Source organism: Francisella persica ATCC VR-331, assembly GCF_001653955.1.
GTDB lineage: Bacteria > Pseudomonadota > Gammaproteobacteria > Francisellales > Francisellaceae > Francisella > Francisella persica.
Genome location: NZ_CP013022.1, coordinates 229,870 through 251,143, shown reverse-complemented (window position 1 = coordinate 251,143; position 21,274 = coordinate 229,870). Strand labels below are relative to the sequence as shown.

The following is a 21,274-nucleotide window of genomic DNA, read 5'->3' as shown; positions in this document are numbered from 1 at the left end:
TTATTTAGGATAATAATGTACGATTTTAAAAAAATAAATAATCTACGTGGAATAGAAAGAGAAACCTTAAGAGTTACTAATTGTGGTAGCTTCGCAACTTCTCATCATCCTGGCGGTTTAGGTCATAAATTGACTAATAGCAGTATTACTGTTGATTTTTCTGAAAATTTGCTTGAGCTAATAACTAAACCGCATTATAATGTAGACAATGCAATTGATGAACTATATCAACTTTCAGCATTTACTTTAGAGAATATGCCCAGTGAAGAAATTATTCTCAATACTAGTATGCCGTTGTCTGTTAATGTTAATGATATACAGGAAGCAGATTTTGGTAGCTCAAACTCAGGGCAAATGAAGCGTGTCTATCGTAAAGGATTATCTGCTAGATATGGTAAAATAATGCAGATAATTTCTGGGGTACATTATAATTTATCTTTTGATAAAGATTTAATTACTAATATTGCTGCTAAAAAGCAAATATCAACATCTGATATTTATTTTGATGTGCTTAATAACTATTTTGAGTGTATGTGGCTTTTACCGTATCTTTTCGGTGCTAGTCCTATATGTGCTAAAACTTCTATTAATAATAAAACTGATTATTTATTAGCTTTAGATAATGAGTTTTATATCGGTAGATACGCTACTAGCTTGAGAATGAGTGATCTTGGCTATACAAGCCCAGCACAAAAAGATTTAGCAATATCATATGATAATGTTAAGGCATACGTCAAAGATCTAATACAAGCGACTGATGATGTCTTTTCTGATTATAAACGTATAGGTCTTTATAATTCTCAAGGACAAAGGATACAGCTAAATGATAGTATTTTACAAATAGAAAATGAATATTACAGCACAATTAGACCTAAGCAAATTACCAAAAGAGGTGAGAGACCTGCTTGTGCATTATATAACCGCGGTGTTGAGTATATCGAGGTTAGAGTTCTAGATGTCGATCCATTTGAGCCAGTGGGTATAAGTAAAGATACAGCGCTTTTCGTTGAGGCAATGTTGATGGCTTGTCTAGAAAAAGATGCCAAAAGATATCATAAAAATATTATTAAACAGGCAAAACAAAATTTAACTGCAGTTGCAATAAATGGGCGTAATCCACGGCTTAAGCTTAAAAAACTTGATGATAATAGTGAAATACTTTTAAAAGATTATGCTTTAGAACTATTTGATAAAATTGAGACAGTAGCTAAGAAGATGCCTAAAGAATACTTAGATGCTGTTGAAATACAAAAGCGTAAAGTATTAGATGTATGGCAAACGCCTTCAGCTAGAATAATAGAATTAGCTAGACAGCATGGTTATAAAAATTTTGTCCTAAATATATCTCGCCAAGTATCGCAACAATTTAGAAGTTATGAACTTTCATCTGCAGTTACAACTAAGTTAAAAGAGCAAGCTAGTCAATCTATTGCTACAGAAAAAGAATTAGTCGCTAATGATAAACTATCTTTAGATGAATATATCAATAAATACTATGAATCCTCAAAGGGTTATTACTAGTTAGAGTGTAATTTTGATAAAAATTCTACTATCACATATGGTTTTATAGATAATCCATCATAGAAATCTCGTAAGCAAGGTAAAGTATCTCAATATAAGTTATTAATAGATTCTTCAAACGAGTTTATTAATGACTATTATTGGCTGTTTATATTGCTTTTATAGTGGTTTAGCTAAATACTCTTTCAAAAGACTCTTGATTAATAAATAAAAGTTTTATAAAACAAGTTGGTTTTGCATTTCGACAACTGTTTAATGAGCTTGTTAATATTAAAATCAATACTATTTTTTAGGTTTGAGATAAAAAACAATAAAACCAGCACGTGACTGGCTTAGTTTACTACGATAAATGAAAAAAAATTATATTTTTTTCATGCCGCCAAATCTTTTATTGAACTTATCAACACGTCCAGCAGTGTCAACTATTCTTTGCTTACCAGTATAGAACGGGTGACATTCTGAACAGATATCGATGCTCATTTCTTTTTTACCAATTGTTGATCTTGTAATGAAAGTTTTACCACAGCTACAAGTTACAGTTACTTCAGCATACTTTGGATGAATTTCTTGTTTCATTTTATAGTTTCCTTATTTTTATAATCTGACATCGCCACTTATACTCTATCATCTAAGCACCACATTTTTTAGTAATTTTTTAGTAGAATAGCACAACGATTTTAGCCTAAATAATCCACACTATCAAGTTTAATTCGAAGAAATATATTTCTCACGGCGAACATTTTTAGCGTTAAAGCCAGCTTGTGTAAGCATTTCATATGATTCATCAATCATATTTGGGTTACCACAAACATAAACAACATCTTTTCCCGGATCTAAACCTATTTTCTCAAATTGGTTTTGCACATATCCTAAAATTTCATAATCTTTCAGATCTTGAGTTTCTCTACTTAGGCATAGTTTAAAGTTAATATTATGATGTTTTTTAGCAAACTTGATAAAATCATCTTGGTAAAGTGCATCTTTGCGATATTGCACACCTAAAAGAATATATATTTCAGTACTATCAGCTTTTGCTAATAGCTCTGGAAACATTGCTCTATATGGAACAATACCTGTACCAGTACCAACTAAAATCAGTTTTCTGATTTTTTCATCTTTTAGGATTAATCTACCAGCTGGTCCCATCGCAGCTGCTGTATCACCAGCTTTCATATTAAAAAAAATATCTGTTGCGATACCTCCATCAACATAAGTCATACCTATCTCTAAAAACATATTTTCAGAAGGTAATGAGCCTAAGCTGTAGCTTCTACGCTTTATGTTACCTTCTTGATCCGTAAGTAAGAAAGTAATAAACTGTCCTGCGATAAAATTAAGAGGTTTACCATCTGTTCTTTTGAAAACAAAGTGTCTGACTTTGTCCGTAATATCTTTAAAGGATACTAATTCAAGTTCAAATTTTTCTAGTACCATTTTATGAAAAATTAACATGTAATATTTGTAACAGCTGTAATTGTATAATAATTTTATCTAGATGATAAGTTTGTATTTGAAATATGCGACGAATATTTAGTTTTTTTGTTATTTTTTCCTTGAACTATAACTCAAGCAGAAATTGATAAACTTTATACAAAGCCAGTTGTTTAAAGTAGTAAACAACATACTTTTAATATAGAGCTTCCGGTAGACTCTACATATGGTTACAGATGTTTTAAATCCAACCAGACTATGATCACATTGATGATGATAGCTATAATCATGAGAGTGTAGATATACAAAACTCAAAATGGGGTGGTATGGATAACTTTAAGCTTAAACTTACCAAAAAGTTTAGAAAGATTCATCATAAAATTGTTTTGCATTTTGAATGTTTTCAACCGTTTGATAATAGCCTACAGGTTTTAAAGAAAGATATAACAATTTTATCTGTATTAGATTTTAAAATAGTATGAGGAGATAGGAGAATGTCTATGGGTTGGTTAATATTTTTTAATATCTATTTTTACTGGCTTTCTCAGTAAGTATAGTGAAACATAATCTGTAAATGTAATTGAAAGATTCGGTAAGTTTGTGAGAATTCAAAGAGCAGGTTTTAACTTTTATCGAGAGAATAGCTGGAAGAGTGAGTTTAAGAGTTCAGCAGCTTGATATCGTAGCTGAGACGAAAATTAGAGACAATTTTTTTGTATATATGAAAGTTTCTGTACAGTTTTTGGTTGAAGAGTCAAAAGCTGTAGATGCTTTTTATAAACTGACGAATACCAGGGCTTATATGAAATCATATGCGTTTGATGTGATTAGGTCATCATTGCCTTGTATGAGTTTAGATAATTTTTTTGAGAATATAAAAATGCAATAGCATTGGATGATTAAAAAAGAGTTAGCTGAAGATATGAGTACTTATGGTTATACGATAATTAAATCACTTGTTGTTTATCCGGAAGAGAACGTTAAACGCTATATGAATTAGATTAATGCCACACAAAGGTAATTTGAGTCAACAAGGGCAAAAGCTGAAACTGAGAAGCTTATCAAAATCAAAGGGGCAGAAGGTCAAAAGAATCAATGAAACTCCTTAGTGAGGGTATTGCAGAGCAACGTAAAGCAATAGCTAGAGGCTTACGTTATCTATAGTAAAATGTCAAACAAAGTACAGGAAAAGGAGTTTCTTCTGAATACATTTCATCTTTGGTTATGATATATTAGTATTTAGATACACTAGAGAATATGACAAAATCAGGCAAATCAAAAGTAATATTTACACCGAATTCGCTAAAAGGTTTTAATAATCTAACTTCTGAAATTATAAATGCTTTGCCTTCGGTTAAGGAATAAAAGAAATTTATGATAGATTAGAAAAATCACAGAGAGCGATATTTCAGCTTTTATCAGAGTTTAGTGGTGAATATATAAGATTTCTATATCAATTTGTTGGGATTAATTATAGGTATACACTTGATAGAAATCAGTTAAATAATATAATGGTAAATAAATATAATTTACTCTTTAAATATTATTAGATGATGAAGGAAGATTTAGAGAAACGTCACGCAAGTATTGTTAGGTTGCTAATAATTAATAAACATAGAGAAGAAAAGGATTTGGAAAGCTTATGATACAAGAGCTTCTGAAATATACTAAAATTAACCTTAATTTAGAAAAGATAAATCTTAGAGTTTTTGATTTTAATATATCAGCTATAAAGTGTTATGAGGCTATTGGAAATGAGAAGCGGAAAATTACTTTCAATGGTTATTGAAATTTATTAATAATTTTTTTATTTTTAGACTGGTCCTATTAAATGGAACTAAAGAAACAAACTTGATCTTAAAACTAGTCAATTTTTGAATCTAGAAAATAAGTGGTAGCTATGACTGGACTTGAACCAGTGACCCCAGCATTATGAATGCTGTGCTCTAACCAACTGAGCTACATAGCCACAAAAGATGACTGGTATTATATGTGATTTATGCAAATTGTCAATATTAATTAATATTGATAGTAAAAAAAATTATTGGTGATGTTTTATTGCTTGCTAAATATATTAGTTTTGTAGTACGATATAACTTAAGTGTATAAAAGGATTTTCCCTACATAACTATTACATAAAAATAAAAATGTCTGAAGGTAGAAATAAATTAAATGATTTTTCACTATTACAATCTTTGTTGGGTGGCTCTTCTAATATAGAAGAAAAAACTTCTAGAATGAAGCAAGCTAGAGATAAAAATATTTCAAAGAACAAGAGTATTCCTAAGTATGCAGCGGCTAAGAAAATTGAAGAGATAGATACTTCTTTTATTCGTATTCCACAGTATGGTCATAAAATAAATAATAAGATAGTAAATGAACTTCAAAACCCACAACTTGAAGATACTCAAGAAATCTTAGTAATCGTTGATATTGAGAAAGAAAGACAGAAAGAAGAGGCTAAATTATTTAAATGGTTATGCCATCGTTTTCCAAAATGTTTTGATCCGATTAATAAAAAACCACTTAAAATTGGTATAAGCGAAGAAATGGAAATAATTTACCAAAATGAGCACTTTGCGCCAGTTGATAAGATGGTGCTTAGAAATGTATTACGCCGTTATGTTGGTGATACGCGTTATCATAAGGCAGTTTTTGAGCTTAAACAAAGATTTAACCTGCAGGGTCAGCCAGTTGAGGACTATTCTTCTGAGCATGTTGAGTACTCCAAGAAGCGTCTAGATGAGATAGCTGAGAAAGCTGAATTTAGAGCTAAAGGCTTAACAATGAAAGACTACTATGAGTATAAGAAACAGCAACAACAAGAGAAAGTTGATACTTAGGAATAATCAATAAAAATCACTATAAATTAAAATTTATTGCCTCTTAGTTTTTTTAAGTTTATTCTTTTATCTAGTATCTTTAAAATTTCTGTTATAGCTATGTGTTCAAAAATAACAAAAGTAGTTTTTTCTAAAAAAATAGTTATAGCCATGTTTATGATTTCGTTGGTGATTAGTTGCACAACTGATAGTTATCAAGCTCGAGAACTTCCTTTGCTAAAGCATGGCTACTCAAAAAAGAAGTTAACCGCATACAATATTTTTGGATTTCGTTATGATACTAAGAAACGCGGAATTTTTAATGTTATTGATGAAAAACCAACTGAATTTCTTGTAAATATATATATTGGTGATAACCAAGGCTGTAAATTTATCTATACTGCAGATACGAAGGGTAAGCAAGGCGAAATTACCCAAACTAGTTCATTCACATCTTATCTATCTGGTAGAAATGAGTTATTAAAGCTAGAATGTAAAGGTAAAGATTCTAATATAGACTACAAAGTTACCACATATGCAAATGCTATTGAGTATGATAGGGTTGGTAGCTTATCTTATTATAGTTGAGTCTGGATGTCTTTAATTATTATTTATTTTCTCCAAAAATCTGGCATAAACAACACTAGGATTGTAAATATCTCGAGACGCCCAGCAATCATCGCAAAGTCACATATCCATAGTGATTCTTTAGGGAGGTTTCTGAAATTTAAGCCGATATCACCTAGTCCTGGACCTACATTCGACAAAGTAGTAGCAATTGTTGAGAACGCTGTGGTGATATCTAGACCACAACCTAGCAAAGCTAGCCAACCACCAGCGAAAATTATAATATAAACAGAAATAAATCCTGAAACTCTATTAAGAGCTTGTTCTGATATATTGATATTACCTAGTTTAACAGTAAAAACTCCTTGTGGATGGATTATGCGTTTAGCCTCAAGTATAGCTTTTTCTTTGAATAGAATTGCTCTAATCATCTTTAGACCACCAGCAGTAGAACCGCCACAACCGCCAATTATAGCAATAAACATTAGCATAATCGGCAAGAAGCTAGGCCATAAGTAATAGTTATTATCAGCAACAAAGCCAGCACTTGAACTGATAGATATTACTTGAAAGATACTATTTGTAATTATAGAGAATACATTTGAAAGATCATTTGTATAGGCAATCATGGTAATACATACAATAAATGAAGTAAAAAACAAGAAATAGAAATATGCTTTAAACTCAATATTTCTAAAATAGTGACTTATTTTAAACTTTGACAGAGCTATATAGTGAGCTTTAAAACTAGTAGCACCTAAAAAAAGGAAAATTGCACATACAACAAGCATTCCAAATGGTTTGTCGGTCATGCTCGCATCTGAAGGTGCAAAACCTCCAGTTGATACTGTTGAGAATGTATAGCATACTGCGTCAAACGGTTCTACACCAACAAGTAGATAAGAGATAAAGCATAAAAAGGTAAGTAATAGATATACCATCCAAAGTACTTTGGCAGTACTTGAGATTTTAGGTACAATTTTATCATCTTTCCACTGGCCTGATACCTCTGCTTTATATAGCTGCATACCACCTACACCTAGTAAAGGCAGAATTGCTACTGATAGAACAATAATACCCATACCACCGAAAAATTCAGTTTGTTGACGATAAAATAAAATACTATGAGGAAGTTTATCAAGTCCTTCAATCACAGTACCACCAGTTGTGGTAAATCCAGAAACAGACTCAAATACTGCATCAGTAAAAGATAGATTTAGACCGGGAAATGACATATATGGTATTGCACCAAAAATTGTTACAAACATCCAAACGAGTGTAACTATAAGGAAACCATCTCTATTTGACAGTTTCTTATTTGATTTACGCGAAATAAACCAAAGCAAAAAACCACATAAAAATGTTACTGTAAGACTCAATACAAATGGATAAGCATTATCTTCATCATATATATAGTCAACCAATAAAGGACTAAGCATGGTAAGACTGAGGAACATTAAAAATATACCAATTATTTTTGGTTTTTGACTTAACATAATCTACTAATACTTAAAAGTTAATTTTTATGGGTGACTTTGATGTTTAGTTTAGTATAATTACTCATAAGCTAAAAGGCAATTTATAATTAGTATCTAAGAGAGGTCATTGTATGATGAAACTTGTGTTGCGCTTAGCTCATTTGTTTGATAATAAAAAAGATAGAGCGTATGTGAGTGAAGTAGATAGATTTTTACAAGAGTTTGATAAAGCAAATTCACAGAAATCTGAGTCACAAAAGAAAGAAATATTGAAGCATCGAAATATTTTCAATAGAGAAGCAAAGCCAAAAGCTAGTTTTCTTGATAGTGAGTAGTTATCATAATTTATGCTCAATCTAGATTCTATAAAAATTTTCATTTCTTATTGGTATTTCAAAAATCAACTTTTATTAATTATATAGAATATAATACTACTTATATATCTAAACATAATTATAAAATCTATGAAAAAAAAATATTTTGTGATTGTTATTATATCTTTTTTTACAGTTGCATTTTTTCTGCTATTAAACTATTTGCAACCTCTAAGAGCAGATGATTTTGGTAGAGCTAATACAGATACTTTAGCAAAAGGGTTAATAATTATGGTTCACTCTATTCAAGTTGACTATATGACTTGGACAGGTAGGGTCTCTGCTCAAGCTCTAATTTATCTATTGATGAGTAAGAAATATATAGGATTATCTTTGTTTTTGGTTAATCTTATTAATTCTATAGCATTCTATGTGTTTATGTTACTTAGTTTTAAAATAGTTACTTCTGACCGTGGCAATATATTATCAAAAGATTTTATAGTATTTAGTTTTTTCTTTGTTTTTGTTTTTTATCAAACAGGGTTTATAGCTAATATATTATGGAAAACAGGAGCAATTCAGTATTTTTGGGGATTAACTTTGCTAATTATTGTTTATTATTTTTCAATAGTGAAGAATAAAAGCAGCTTAGTTCTAGGAATATTTGTTGGATCAATCATTGGTTTATATAATGAAATATTTGTATGTGTGAGCATCCTACTTTGTTTAGCATATTTTTTTGAAAGAGTGACTAGTAAGAAAGTTATAAATGATACTGTTGTTGCATTTTTTGTATCGTGTGCAATTGGCGGGATTATATTGGTAGCAGCACCTGGAAATTATGCTAGGTTAGAACATATATCCTCAGGAACTCATTCTTCACTTTTACAAAATATTCTACGTTTAATTTATGAAATAATATTTACTCCACAATACACACTTATATTGTTGGTGATGATAATAGTTTTTTTTATATTGGTTTTTACTAACAAAAATGTCAAAAAAATAACAGCAATAATATACTCAGTTACCCTTCTACTATCTTTATTTGTTTTGGTTCCAGTTGCGAAATCTTATGACTTAAATCAAAGAGTATTAATTATCTACAATACTATCTTTTTTATAGCTAGCTATATGCTTATTTATAATCATAGTAGTTTATTTATTAATTATCTATATCGTGCTTTAAATAAATTAGCTCTTGTTTTTGTCATAATGCTTATTATTCAATTATATCTGATTTTAAATATAAGCTTGTGTTTCTATAAGTTTGAACAAAAGCGAAATGTTTTAGTTTCTCAATATAAACAAATAGGAATAACAGATCTTAACTTACCATGTATATCCGCGTATATATCACCAACGGTATTTGTTGATGATATTACACCAGATAAAAATGTTTATAATAATCAGGCTTATGCTGATTTTTACGGCTTTAAGAATGTTACGTGTAAAACAGTATGTTAAATTTGGATGTATATAGAAATGATAAATAAATCTTTTTTCATAAAAATATTATTGCTTGGTGTTTTTATTATAACTTTTTTTGCTGGAGTTGTAATATATACCTATGTTTTTGCCAGAGTGCAGAACTGTACATTGTTTTTTAAGTTCTTAGATGTTATTAGAATACATAGTTTGTCGCAGGTACTATCTTTTGTATGGATTCTTTCTCTTCCACTAATACTTGTGGTGTATTACTATTTATTTTTTAAGTTATTGTTTAAAAAGTATTTCTAAATACAATTCAGAAATTAAATGGTATGTAAAATATGCAACCATTTATTTCAGAGCTTTAACTTCCTTATGTAGAAAAAATCTTTAAATACTTGGTTTATTAATTTGTTGACCTTAGGATATTTTCTCTTTTTATTTTATAATTTATAGTTTTAAGGTGTGTTACACGGTTTCTAAATACTTTCTAATATGTTGTTTTAGTTACTTTAATGTTCTTTCCTAAAGGTGTGGTTGGTACTTTATTTTGGAAGATTACAACTATTCAACATATGCGTGGCTATGCATTATTACCATTATCTAATTAATTATCCTAAGTAAACTTTTTTTACTAGTGCAATAATTGGCTTTATAATGAACAGTTTGTTGGTGTTCTACTACTGTTTTGTCTTGCTTATTATAAAGAACTCGCTAGTTATAATATCTGATACTTCCTATTAAATATTATATAAATGAAAAGTATGAAGGTTGGATAGCTTGTAAAGATATATGGTTATAATTAATGCTAAACAAGATATTTTTTAAAATATTTATGTTTTTAAAAAAAAGAGTTATAAGTTAAATAGCGTTGTTATAAGTTATTAGCATAAGTGTATTTATAAGTTAATCTATTTGCTAATTAGTTTGTTGTTTAAGAATATATATTATTAATAGTTGTTGGATTAATTATATCGCTAAATAGTTGTATTTGGTTAGCTGCTAGTGGAGCTGATAGCGCTTATATGTTCGAGTAGATAAACCTTTATGTAGATTTGGTTTCATCAATTACATCAGTATCTTCAGGTGCTTTAAAATCAAAACTTGTATCACTTATATATACATCAGTTTTTACATCGGTAAACTCAATTTTGGTAAATTGATTTAGTGAGGTTGAAATCTCTAAATATTTAAGTTGATTATTTGGGGTAAACTTAATCTTTATGCTATTAATCATTTGATCATTTTTAGGTTTTAGAATATAGCTAGTGTTATCTTGCTCTTTGACAGTAAAGAGTTTGTTGATATTACTGGTGTTTTTTGATAAAAGAATTAGATAAGGAAACTGAGAAATATTATTACTAGAAACTTTTTTTATGATAATTTGATCTAAATCACCATCATAGATCCACAGCTTTGTACCATTAGAGACAATTTTTTGGTTATTTGGAGACGTTGTTACCCATTTAAAATATTGCGGCTTTTTGAGGCTCATGTTGCCTTTTGAGTTAAGACTATTGCTAGTTTGTCCATCTATGAGCTTTTGATTAAAGTTGGCAGTCATAGAGTTAATATTTTTTATCTTTTCTATAAGATTACTAGCTGCATCAGCAAAGCTAATACTTATGCTAAAAATAAGTATCAAACATATAATTATTTTTTTCATTTAAGAGTCTCTCTTTACTAGAACTTCACGCATACCGTTTTGATTCATCTCTGAAACAATGCCATTTTCTTCCATTTCCTCCATTAATCTTGCTGAACGATTGTAGCCTATTTTTAACTTACGCTGTACCGCAGAGATTGATGCTTTCTGAGTTTTAATAACAATTTCTACTGCCTCATTATAGAGTGGGTCATCACTACTACCGCTATTTGCTGAAGTTCCATTTTCAGCCTCTTCTAATGATTCTAAGATATCTTCAATATATTCTGGCTCACCATATTCTTTCCAAGACTCTACAACCCTATGGACTTCATTATCATCAACAAAAGCACCATGAATACGCATAGGAGCACCAAAACCTGGTTTAAGATAAAGCATATCACCTTGCCCAAGAAGTTCTTCTGCACCTTGTTGATCAAGTATTGTCCTAGAGTCAATTTTTGATGATACTTGGAAAGACATCCTAGTGGGAATATTTGCCTTAATTAGTCCAGTTACAACATCAACTGAAGGTCTTTGTGTAGCTAGAATTATATGAATACCAGCTGCACGAGCTTTTTGAGCAAGTCTGGCAATTAATTCCTCAACTTTTTTACCAATAACCATAATCATATCAGCAAACTCATCTGCAACAACAACAATATATGGCATTTTTGTCAGTAATGGTGCCTCATGAGCTCTTTCAGGATTCATTTTGATAAACATGGTGTCTTTGAGAGGCCTACCAGCTTTCTCTGCTTGTTCAATCTTATCATTTAGTAAGGCAATATTTCTTACTCCAGCTGCTGACATTAAAGCATAGCGCCGCTCCATTTCTTTGACACACCAGCGTAAAGAGTTAGCAGCTTCTGTCATATCTGTAACAACTGGTGTTAATAGATGGGGTATTCCATCATAGATTGAAAGTTCAAGCATCTTTGGATCAATCATGATGAATTTAAGCTCATCAGGACTACATTTGTATAGCATACTAAGAATCATGGCATTGACACCAACAGATTTACCTGAACCAGTTGTCCCAGCTACTAAAAGGTGTGGCATTTTTGCAAGTTCTGCAAATGTCGGTTTACCAGATATATCTACACCTATTCCCATTAGGGTAGTGGCTTTAGACTTTATAAATTCAGGTGATGCCAGTACCTCTTTGATACGCACCATCTGCCTAGTTAGGTTAGGTAGTTCTAAGCCTACGTATGGTTTACCAGGAATTACCTCAACAACTCTAACCGAGGTAGTAGATAGAGCTCTAGCTAAATCTTGAGCAATATTTGTAAGTTTGCTGACTTTTGTACCTCTTGCAAGATCTATCTCATACCTTGTGATTACTGGCCCTGGGTATGCTGCAACAACTTTTGCATTAATATTAAAGTCATTTAAAGTTTGTTCAAGTAGTGAAGATGTCTCATCAAGCTGTGCTTGAGAAATAACAATTTTTTTTGATTCTGGTTCTATAAGTAGATCTAATGATGGGAGCATATTTTTCTTGAGGGCTTTACTAGCACTTGAGCTTGTTGGGGGAGATGTCGTTGTTATCTCTTTCAGTTGCTCTTTTGTCATTGCTGGTTTAGTCTTACTACTTGACTGTGATGGTAATTCTGGATCTAAGTCGACATCTAGGTCTAAGATTGAATCTGAATATGATGCTATTTCTAAATCTGATTTTTGTAGTGGTTCAGCTTTAGGATCTTTGAATGAAAGCTCATTTGTTACTTTTGTATTATCTAATACTTCTCTAAAAATATCTTTTTTATGAGTTTGTTGATTATCTTCAAATGCGATTGATGTTGCTTTATTATCTTTGCTAAATGAACTTGTTAGGCTACTTTTCCCTTCAAAAGTTTCAAAGCTACTTATATCTGGGATACTTTTATCATTATTAGGTTTTGCTTTTGTGATATAACTAAATACTTTGGCAACAAATACTACTAAGCTTTTGAAAATGTATATCCATGTTGTACCTGAGTATAGCGTTAGACCTACGAATAATGCTATTAATAATGCAAAACTGCCACCTACTGATCCTAAATATTTAATGGTGATCTTAACTGCTTCATAACCTAGAATGCCACCTGAGCGCTGAGGCACCCAGTAGTTAGCAAAACTAAGATAAAGCTCAGCAAGTCCGCAGCAAGATAGTATAAAAACAATAATTCCAACAGTTTTTATTGTAAATAAAAGATAGCTAAGACTTTGTTGTTTTCGTTTGATGAGGAGAATTCTGACAAAATCAATAAGCAAAAATGGTGAAATAAAGCCGATAACACCGAATACTGAGAGTATAAAACTTGCTATGTATGCACCAACTGGACCAGCGTAATTTTTTATTGTGGTTTCAGATGAAACACTACTCCAGCCTGGATCATTAATATTAAAGCTAAACAATGCGATGAAAAGATATATTATGCTAGCTGTTAAAATAACTACTAGAGTTACCTTTAACCTACCAACAGCATGATTTATTTTGTTTATGTTGTTATCTGCCATATTTTTCTAAAATTAATTATACTTAATGAGTAAAACCAATTGATAATTTTAACAAAAAAAAATCTAAAAATGTTAGACTATACTACTAAATTTATTAAGCTTGAAGTTTTAAAGGGGTATATTTTGGCAAGATTTCATATCATATTAGGTTTAGTTGTTTGTTTTTTTGCATGGTTATTCTTTCTTATGTTTCCAAATCTAGATATACAATTAGAGGGATATTTTTATAACTCATCGGCACATCAATTTATTGGTGGCTATGATGGATTTTTAGGTTTTTTGCATTGGTTTGCCAGATTTTTCCCAATATTTTTCTCAATCATAGTGATTTTATTTCTTTTAGGATCTCTATTTATCGATAAGTTTAAGATTAAGCATAGAAAAGCTATATTATTTATAGCGGTGTGCTTATGGATAGGTCCAGGCTTTGTTGTTAATTATGTGTTTAAAGATCATTGGGGGCGCCCAAGACCAGTGATGGTTGAGCAATTTAAGGGTGATAAAATTTTTCAACCGCCGTTTTTTATATCTTCACAATGTGACAAAAACTGCTCGTTTGTATGTGGTGATGCTTCAATGGGATTTTGGCTTTTTGCATTTATGCCACTAGTAGCTAGAAGGAGAAAAAAGCTTGTTGTATTTGTAGCTGCATTATTTGCTGGTGGAGGTTTAGGACTGATGAGAATGTCTCAGGGGGGACACTTTTTTAGTGATGTTGTTTTCTGTGGCATATTTGTGTATATCTCCACATGGATGGTTTATGCACTAATGTATCATAAAAAATAGTATTGATTTATATCTCATAAACATAGATAATTAAAAGTTGAATATATTAACAAAGGTATTGTAATGGATTTGGGTTTTATTTTTATGGCGGAGATTTGGAATATGTAGAGAGAGATTTAATCCTCTAGTCTAGTCCTATTTTGTCACTTAAATTTATTTCTCAATTTCTCCAAAGCTTACCTGAATTGTAAAGAGTTAAATATACTGAGCTCTTTATTTTTTTGATTAATATCTTTCGGAGGGAAGTAAAATAGATGTCGCAGAAACTTAAACGAGACTTATATACTCGCCATATGTCAATGATAGCTCTGGGGGGCTGTATTGGTACTGGTTTATTTGTAGCACTTGGTGGAGCAATTGCAGATGCCGGTCCTGGAGGAACTGTTTTGGCATATGTAATCATAGCTATAATGGTTTACTTCTTGATGGCGAGTCTTGGTGAAATGGCTGCTCATAGTCCTGTTAGTGGAACATTTTGTGAATATGCTACACGCTATGTTGATCCAGCATTAGGTTTTAGTACTGGTTGGAGCTATTGGTTTAATTGGGCTATTACAGTTGCTACAGAGGTTATTGCTGCAGCGTTAATTATGCAATATTGGTTTCCAGACAGCTCAATTCTGTTATGGAGTGGCTTTTTCTTTGTATTAGTTTTTGCTTTAAATGTATTTTCAGTAAAGATATATGGTGAAGTTGAGTACTGGTTGTCTTTTATAAAAGTCTCGACAGTTATTATATTTATAATTGTTGGCTTTTTGTCAATACTTGGTCTAGTAGGTAATCATACAAGTGTTGGTTTTGAAAATTGGCATATTGGAGATGCTCCTTTTCATAATGGCTGGTGGGGCTTTATATCAGTATTTATGATTGCAGGCTTTTCTTTTCAAGGAAGTGAGCTTATAGGTGTCACTGCTGGTGAGGCTAAAGATCCAAATACATCAATACCAAATGCAATCAAACAAACATTCTGGCGTTTATTTATATTCTACATACTTGCTGTAGTGATTATTAGTTTTTTAATTCCATACAATAATCCATCTTTGATAAAAGCTGGGATGAGTAATGATGTTTCTGTTAGCCCATTTACAATAGTTTTTGAAAATGTTGGCTTAAGTTCTGCTGCTACTATTATGAATGTGATAATCTTAACTGCGATAATATCAGCATGTAATGCAAGTATGTATAGTGCAACAAGAGTTCTATGGCATTTAGGTAAAATTAAGCAAGCCCCTCAGTTTTTTGCTACTACGAATTCAAAAGGTACGCCAATGATTGCTCTTTTGGTTACTGCAGTTATAGGTTCGTCATTTTTTTTCGTATCTTTTGTTGGTAGTGGGTATATATTTACATGGTTAGTGAATGTTTCAAGTTTGGCAGGATTTATCGCATGGTTTACAATTGCGCTTAGCCACTATCGTTTCAGAAGAGCATATATCAAGCAAGGTAAAAGCTTAAAAGATTTGCCTTATGTGGCAAAGTTTTTTCCATGGGCGCCTATTATTGCCTTAGTTATGGTAAGTATGGTAATTGTTGGTCAAGGTATCACAATGTTAACTATGGAAGGTAGAACTTGGGTTAGTGTAATATTAGAGTTTGTATCAACTTATATAGGTTTCTTTGCATTTGTGATACTATATTTTGCATATAAGTTTATTAAGAAGACAAAATTGATAAAACTAGAGGATTGCTACCTTACTAGAGAATCTTAATATTATAACATTATGAACACTTTTTTTATTCAAGGTCAAGCTGGTCGTATTGAAGCAGCTCACGATAAAGTCAAAGATGCCAAAAAAGACATTGTTGCCGTGATATGTCATCCTCATCCGTTATTTCAAGGTAGCATGCATAATAAGATTGTCACCACCATTGCTAGAGCAATGAAAAAATTTAATATAGAGTCTTATAGATTTAATTATCGTGGTGTTGGCGAGAGTCAAGGTAAGTATGGTGATGGAGTTGGTGAGTTAGAAGACTTGCTTACAGTATGTGATTGGGTTAAACACAATACAATAGCAAAAAAAATAATATTATGCGGCTTCTCATTTGGTGGTGCTATAGCCTATAAGGGTTTAGGTAGTCTAGATAATCTTGTAAGCCTAATTACAATAGCGCCAGCTGTAGATAGGTTTGATCTAACTAAATTTATTCAACCACGAGATATTCCATGGCTTGTGGTACAGGGTGTAGATGATGATATAGTTAATCCAAACTCTGTTTTTGATTTTACTCTTAAAACTATCAAATCTGATTTAACTTTGGTTAAAATGAATCAGGTAGGACATTTTTTTAATGGTAAGCTTATAGAGCTTAAGACAGTAATAGAAAACTTCTTAACACCAATAGTCGATAAACTTTAAACAAAAAGGACCAAAATAAATGAATAGAAAAGTAGCACTTGAAGCAGTCAGAGTTACTGAGCTAGCAGCATTAGCATCATGGAGCCAGATGGGTCGAGGTGATAAAATTGCTGCTGATCAAGCTGCCGTTGATGCAATGAGAAAAGCACTTAATGAGGTTGATATTGATGGTACAGTTGTGATTGGTGAAGGTGAACTTGATGAAGCACCAATGTTGTATATTGGTGAGAAAGTTGGTGCAGGTGGCTGCGAGGTTGATATTGCTTTGGACCCTCTAGAGGGTACTACAATTACATCAAAGGGTGGTGCTAACGCACTTACAGTTTTAGCCATGGCAGACAAAGGTGGTTTTTTAAATGCTCCTGATGTATATATGCAAAAGATTGCTGTTGGTGGTATTAATGCGCCTAAGGGTATAGTCAACCTAGATGATTCTGTAACAAATAACTTAAAGAGGGTTGCTGAATTCAAAGGTGTACATATGTCTGCATTAGTTGTATGTACTATGGATAGGCCTAGACATGAGCATATTATCAAAGAGGCTCGTGAATGTGGTGCTAGGGTGATACTTATAAATGATGGTGATGTATCAGGTGTAATAGCTACAGCAACAGAAAACTCTGGTATAGATGTGTATATTGGTACTGGTGGTGCACCTGAAGGTGTTCTTGCAGCAGCAGCACTTAAATGCTTAGGGGGACAAATGCAAGCAAGATTAGTATTCAATGATAATCAAGAAATAAAACGTGCACATCGTCTTGGTATCACTGATCTTAACAAAAAATACGATATAGATGATTTAGCATCTGGAGATATTGTTTTTGCTGCAACTGGAGTAACTGATGGTAATATGCTTCAAGGTGTCAAAAGAGTTAATAGCACACGCAGAGGTTCTTATGCAGTTACACATAGTGTAGTTATGCGTTCTACAACAAAAACAATCAGGCATATAACCGCAGAACACAGCTTTGACTTCAAAGATGGTATCGAAAAGTTTATGTCATAATGTGATAGTCAATAGCTTTAGTTTTTTACAACTTAGTTGTTTAGTGTGGTAAGTCAATAATCATGATAGTTAGATGAAAAACTTTAGCTAGTATTTTTATAATTTTTTAGATAAAAAGTTCTTATAAATTTCCTAAACAAACTTTTAAAAAGCTTCTAAAGATGTTAAATTGAAGTAATTCTTCTTTTAAGAAAAATCTACTAATGAGTCAAAATAACATACTTTGGATCACGTTTATTATATACATAATAATCATTTTTGCTATAGGTGTATACTCATACTTCCAAACTAAAAAAGTCTCAGATTATATGCTAGGTGGACGCTCTCTAAGCGCACCAATTGCTGCACTAGGTGTTGGAGCCTCTGATATGGGATCATGGTTATTATTGGCACTTCCTGGCGCTTTTATGGTATCAGGTATTAACCAAATATGGCTACCGTTGGGATTGACAATTGGGGCATTTATAAACTGGAGTGTTATCGCTAGAAGATTACGAATATATACTCAAATAGCAAAAGATTCTATTACCATACCTGCATATTTTGAAAATAGGTTTCATGATAACAAAGGGATAATAAGATCATTAACTGCTGTAGTTGTGGTAATATTTTTTACTATATATATCGGAGCAGGTTTTGTATCCGGTGGAGTATTATTTAGTTCAATGTTTGGTATTTCATATCATCAAGCGTTATTACTTACGGCAGCAATAATATTTATTTATACATGTGTAGGTGGTTTTTTAGCAATATCTTGGATTGATTTCTTTCAAGGCAGTTTGATGCTATTAGCTTTGCTTGTTGTTCCAATTGTAGTGTATTTTGATATTGGTAGTGCCAATATTGGGTTGGTATTATCAAATATTGATATCAAGGGATTTTACGACGTTAAATCAGGTGTACCGTTAATTATGATTATCTCTCTTTTGGCATGGGGTTTAGGATACTTTGGTCAACCACATATTATAGTACGCTTTATGGCGATAAAGGATCCGAGTAAAACCTCAAAGGCGATGTTTATTTGTATGACATGGATGATTTTAGCATTGCTTGGCGCTGCTTGTGTTGGTATTTTAGGAGCAGCATATTATAAAGATGGAATTGCAAATCCAGAATCTGTATTTTTGAAGTTATCAGCAGGATTTTTTAATCCATGGATGGAAGGTGTTTTATTAGCTGCAGTATTATCCGCAGTAATGAGTACTTCTTCAGCACAACTGCTATCATTATCTAGCGCCTTTTCGGTTGATGTATATACTAAAGTTCGTAATAAAGCAAGTCACATAGAGCTGCTAAATGTTAGTAGATTAATAGTACTCTTAGTAACAATAGCGGCAATTATTTTGTCATATAATCCGAATACTACTATTTTAAACCTAGTTGGCTTTGCATGGGCTGGTCTTGGTAGTTCATTTGGCTCTGTAATGATTTTTTCTCTGTTTTGGTCAAGGATGAACAAAAGTGGAGCTATAGCAGGAATATTATCAGGCTCACTCGCTGTTTTAATATGGCCATTGTTTGAGCATTTAGGTGGGTGTTTTCAGGTATATGCAATGGTCCCTGGCTTTGCACTAAGTAGTATATGCATAATTGTATTTAGCTTGTTAACTTCTAAGCCAGAAGAATCAGTTCAGCTAGAGTATCAAAAATACAAACAATCGTTATAAAATTGTTATTGTTAGTCTAATTTTTTTCAAGTAAAATTCTCATCATTTGACCTTAATCATCTTTTATGAAAAAAACACTAATATTTGTATTGACTATGCTAGTACTGTATTGCTTTTCCGTAGCTGGTGAGGCTTTTGCTGGAATAGTTATGTTATTGTTACTATTATGCCTTGTTTTTTATCTATTTATCACCTCTAAATCTCGAAAGTTTAATTTTATAACTATTATTTATGTGGTGCTAAGTTTTGCCTTTGTAGTTTGTGCCACAAAAGTATTACTGAGTGTTGACTACCATCCATTTATATCAATACTGATCTTATTTATCTTATTGCCAACTTTTTTTTTACTGGGATATCGAATAATTTTAAGTATTCATTGTTTTATTGATAGTCTTTTAGCTTCAAAAAAAACTTTTGTCGAGCAGGCTGCTGAGCTTGAATGTTCTATAGTTATGACGACACGCAATGAGCCTTTTGATGTTTGTAAATTAACATTTGATTCGGCGTATAATTTAGATTATCCAACAGAAAAACTAGAAATAGTTGTTGTTGATAATAGTGATTTAAATCATCAAGATTTTGTTAGATGGCGACAATATGTCAACCAACATAATATGCTTGATGGAATCAGCTGTAAGTTTATCCATAGAAGTGGTATGGAAGGTTTTAAACCGCGTAATCTTGATATTGCTATGCAACATGTTTGTTTTGATTATATATTATTTTTAGATGCAGATTCGACATTACCCAAAAATGCTCTAAAAGTAGCCTTGCCTGAGTTTAAACAAAATTATAAACTTGGATTCGTTAGTTTTTTGATAGAAAGTACTAATTATAGTACAAATTTAGTTACCAAAGTTGCAAGTATCTTTCAAAATACCATTCGCTATTTCAATGAGTTTGTTGGTAAGTATGGTTATTGTAATTATCAAGGCCATAATGGTATATGGAGTAGAGAGGCTCTAGAAGCAATATCTAAGTGGGAAGAGTGCCACAGATCCCAAGTAATGGTGACTGAAGATATTGCTGCAGGATTTAGATGTTATGAGGCAGGTTTTATCAGTAAACCAGTATTTCTCAAAACTGGAGAATGGGTTCCGACATCTCTCAAAGAGTTTGAGAAGATGTGGCTAAGATGGTCTTTTGGTGGTATGCAAGTAATGCATAAATATATGTCAAATATTGTTAGTTCTTCAAACTTATGCTTTAGGGTAAAGTTAGATATGCTATATCTGCTGTTCAAAGTTGTCGCATCTGGATTTCCAATATTTGCATTATTATTGGTGCTTTTCCCAAGAAGCAACTCAGCTTTTGTATCAATTGTCAATGTGACACTTTTGCCATTATTTATTTTAAGTTTTTGGTATTATTTATATGGAGATATAAAGGGCAACTTTTTGAGTAAAATCTCACAAATTTACATGGCAATGTTTATGCTGTCATCATTTGTGTTTTGGTGTGGTATTAAAGCAGAAATAAACTATTATCTTAATAATCCGCAAGGGTGGAAACCAACAAGTAAGGTTTTTGATAAAGTAGATGGTTGGACAAAAGTTATTTATGATAATATCGGCAAGCTAAGCTTTTCGGTATTTGGTTTGATTGTGGCTGTATATTCTGTTTGTAAATTTTATTCGCAGCCAGATTTTTATATGTATTTATTATGTATGTTGCCAAGTATTTTACTTTTCTTAAATACTGTCTTATGTATTATGGTATTAGGTAGAGCAAAATATTAGCT

15 protein-coding genes, 1 tRNA gene and 4 pseudogenes are annotated in these 21,274 nt (G+C 31.7%); 14 read left to right on the top strand and 6 right to left on the bottom strand.

The genetic code is table 11. The annotated features are described in order from the left end of the window. Positions 1–15: 15 nt before the first annotated feature. Complete coding sequence (gene gshA, locus FSC845_RS01275) at positions 16–1,521, top strand: glutamate--cysteine ligase (RefSeq protein ID WP_064461427.1); 1,506 nt, start codon at positions 16–18, stop codon at positions 1,519–1,521. Positions 1,522–1,881: 360 nt separating this feature from the next. Here the strand turns inward: gshA and rpmE are convergent, their stop codons facing one another. After that, positions 1,882–2,097 (bottom strand): 50S ribosomal protein L31, encoded by a 216-nt coding sequence (gene rpmE / locus FSC845_RS01270; protein WP_064461426.1) that lies wholly within the window; start codon positions 2,095–2,097, stop codon positions 1,882–1,884. Between the two features lie 129 nt (positions 2,098–2,226). Continuing rightward, positions 2,227–2,955 carry a ferredoxin--NADP reductase gene (locus FSC845_RS01265; RefSeq protein WP_064461778.1) on the bottom strand — a complete coding sequence of 243 codons (729 nt, stop codon included), beginning with the start codon at positions 2,953–2,955 and terminating at the stop codon, positions 2,227–2,229. 126 nt (positions 2,956–3,081) lie between these two features. Here FSC845_RS01265 and FSC845_RS09925 point away from each other — a divergent pair. The 3 pseudogenes from FSC845_RS09925 to FSC845_RS09915 all read left to right on the top strand — a co-directional run. Further along, positions 3,082–3,434 (top strand): annotated as a pseudogene (locus FSC845_RS09925) (hypothetical protein). Between the two features lie 12 nt (positions 3,435–3,446). Further along, positions 3,447–4,317 (top strand): annotated as a pseudogene (locus FSC845_RS09920) (SPFH domain-containing protein). Between the two features lie 265 nt (positions 4,318–4,582). Continuing rightward, a pseudogene (locus FSC845_RS09915) lies at positions 4,583–4,741 on the top strand (hypothetical protein); the annotation flags it as partial. Positions 4,742–4,844: 103 nt separating this feature from the next. Here FSC845_RS09915 and FSC845_RS01250 read toward each other — a convergent pair. Beyond that, positions 4,845–4,921 (bottom strand) — tRNA-Met (locus FSC845_RS01250). 178 nt (positions 4,922–5,099) lie between these two features. On the opposite strand from FSC845_RS01250, the gene FSC845_RS01245 reads away from it, so the two are divergent. Both FSC845_RS01245 and FSC845_RS01240 read left to right on the top strand, forming a co-directional pair. Next, positions 5,100–5,795 carry a ProQ/FINO family protein gene (locus FSC845_RS01245; RefSeq protein WP_064461425.1) on the top strand — a complete coding sequence of 232 codons (696 nt, stop codon included), beginning with the start codon at positions 5,100–5,102 and terminating at the stop codon, positions 5,793–5,795. 36 nt (positions 5,796–5,831) lie between these two features. Further along, positions 5,832–6,378: pseudogene (locus FSC845_RS01240) on the top strand (FTL_1709 family lipoprotein). Between the two features lie 7 nt (positions 6,379–6,385). Here the strand turns inward: FSC845_RS01240 and FSC845_RS01235 are convergent. Then, the gene (locus FSC845_RS01235; protein ID WP_144416511.1) at positions 6,386–7,840 is read right to left on the bottom strand and encodes a potassium transporter TrkG; all 1,455 of its coding nucleotides are present in this window, start codon (positions 7,838–7,840) and stop codon (positions 6,386–6,388) included. 110 nt (positions 7,841–7,950) lie between these two features. On the opposite strand from FSC845_RS01235, the gene FSC845_RS01230 reads away from it, so the two are divergent. Then, the gene (locus FSC845_RS01230; RefSeq protein WP_064461423.1) at positions 7,951–8,154 is read left to right on the top strand and encodes a CBU_0585 family protein; all 204 of its coding nucleotides are present in this window, start codon (positions 7,951–7,953) and stop codon (positions 8,152–8,154) included. A 129-nt stretch (positions 8,155–8,283) separates the two neighbouring features. After that, the gene (locus FSC845_RS01225) at positions 8,284–9,600 is read left to right on the top strand and encodes a DUF6056 family protein (protein ID WP_064461422.1); all 1,317 of its coding nucleotides are present in this window, start codon (positions 8,284–8,286) and stop codon (positions 9,598–9,600) included. A 1,009-nt stretch (positions 9,601–10,609) separates the two neighbouring features. On the opposite strand, the gene lolA is transcribed toward FSC845_RS01225, so the two are convergent. Next, on the bottom strand, positions 10,610–11,230 hold the full coding sequence (gene lolA / locus FSC845_RS01220; RefSeq protein ID WP_064461421.1) for an outer membrane lipoprotein chaperone LolA: 621 nt from the start codon (positions 11,228–11,230) through the stop codon (positions 10,610–10,612). Then, entirely contained in the window at positions 11,231–13,714 is a 2,484-nt protein-coding gene (locus FSC845_RS01215; RefSeq protein WP_064461420.1) for a DNA translocase FtsK, read from the bottom strand. 123 nt (positions 13,715–13,837) lie between these two features. Here FSC845_RS01215 and lpxF point away from each other — a divergent pair, with 123 nt between their 5' ends. The 6 genes from lpxF (at position 13,838) to FSC845_RS01185 (ending at position 21,272) form a co-directional block, all read left to right on the top strand. Continuing rightward, positions 13,838–14,500 carry a lipid A 4'-phosphatase LpxF gene (gene lpxF / locus FSC845_RS01210; RefSeq protein ID WP_064461776.1) on the top strand — a complete coding sequence of 221 codons (663 nt, stop codon included), beginning with the start codon at positions 13,838–13,840 and terminating at the stop codon, positions 14,498–14,500. Between the two features lie 254 nt (positions 14,501–14,754). Next, positions 14,755–16,209, top strand: coding sequence for an amino acid permease (locus FSC845_RS01205; RefSeq protein ID WP_064461419.1), 1,455 nt, complete (start codon positions 14,755–14,757; stop codon positions 16,207–16,209). 12 nt (positions 16,210–16,221) lie between these two features. Then, positions 16,222–16,860 carry an alpha/beta hydrolase gene (locus tag FSC845_RS01200; RefSeq protein ID WP_064461418.1) on the top strand — a complete coding sequence of 213 codons (639 nt, stop codon included), beginning with the start codon at positions 16,222–16,224 and terminating at the stop codon, positions 16,858–16,860. A gap of 19 nt (positions 16,861–16,879) precedes the next feature. Next, a complete protein-coding gene (gene glpX / locus FSC845_RS01195) occupies positions 16,880–17,866 on the top strand; it encodes a class II fructose-bisphosphatase (RefSeq protein WP_064461417.1) in 987 nt (328 codons plus the stop codon). A 203-nt stretch (positions 17,867–18,069) separates the two neighbouring features. Then, on the top strand, positions 18,070–19,533 hold the full coding sequence (putP, locus tag FSC845_RS01190) for a sodium/proline symporter PutP (protein ID WP_064461416.1): 1,464 nt from the start codon (positions 18,070–18,072) through the stop codon (positions 19,531–19,533). A gap of 65 nt (positions 19,534–19,598) precedes the next feature. Next, the gene (locus tag FSC845_RS01185; protein ID WP_064461415.1) at positions 19,599–21,272 is read left to right on the top strand and encodes a glycosyltransferase family 2 protein; all 1,674 of its coding nucleotides are present in this window, start codon (positions 19,599–19,601) and stop codon (positions 21,270–21,272) included. Positions 21,273–21,274 lie beyond the last annotated feature (2 nt).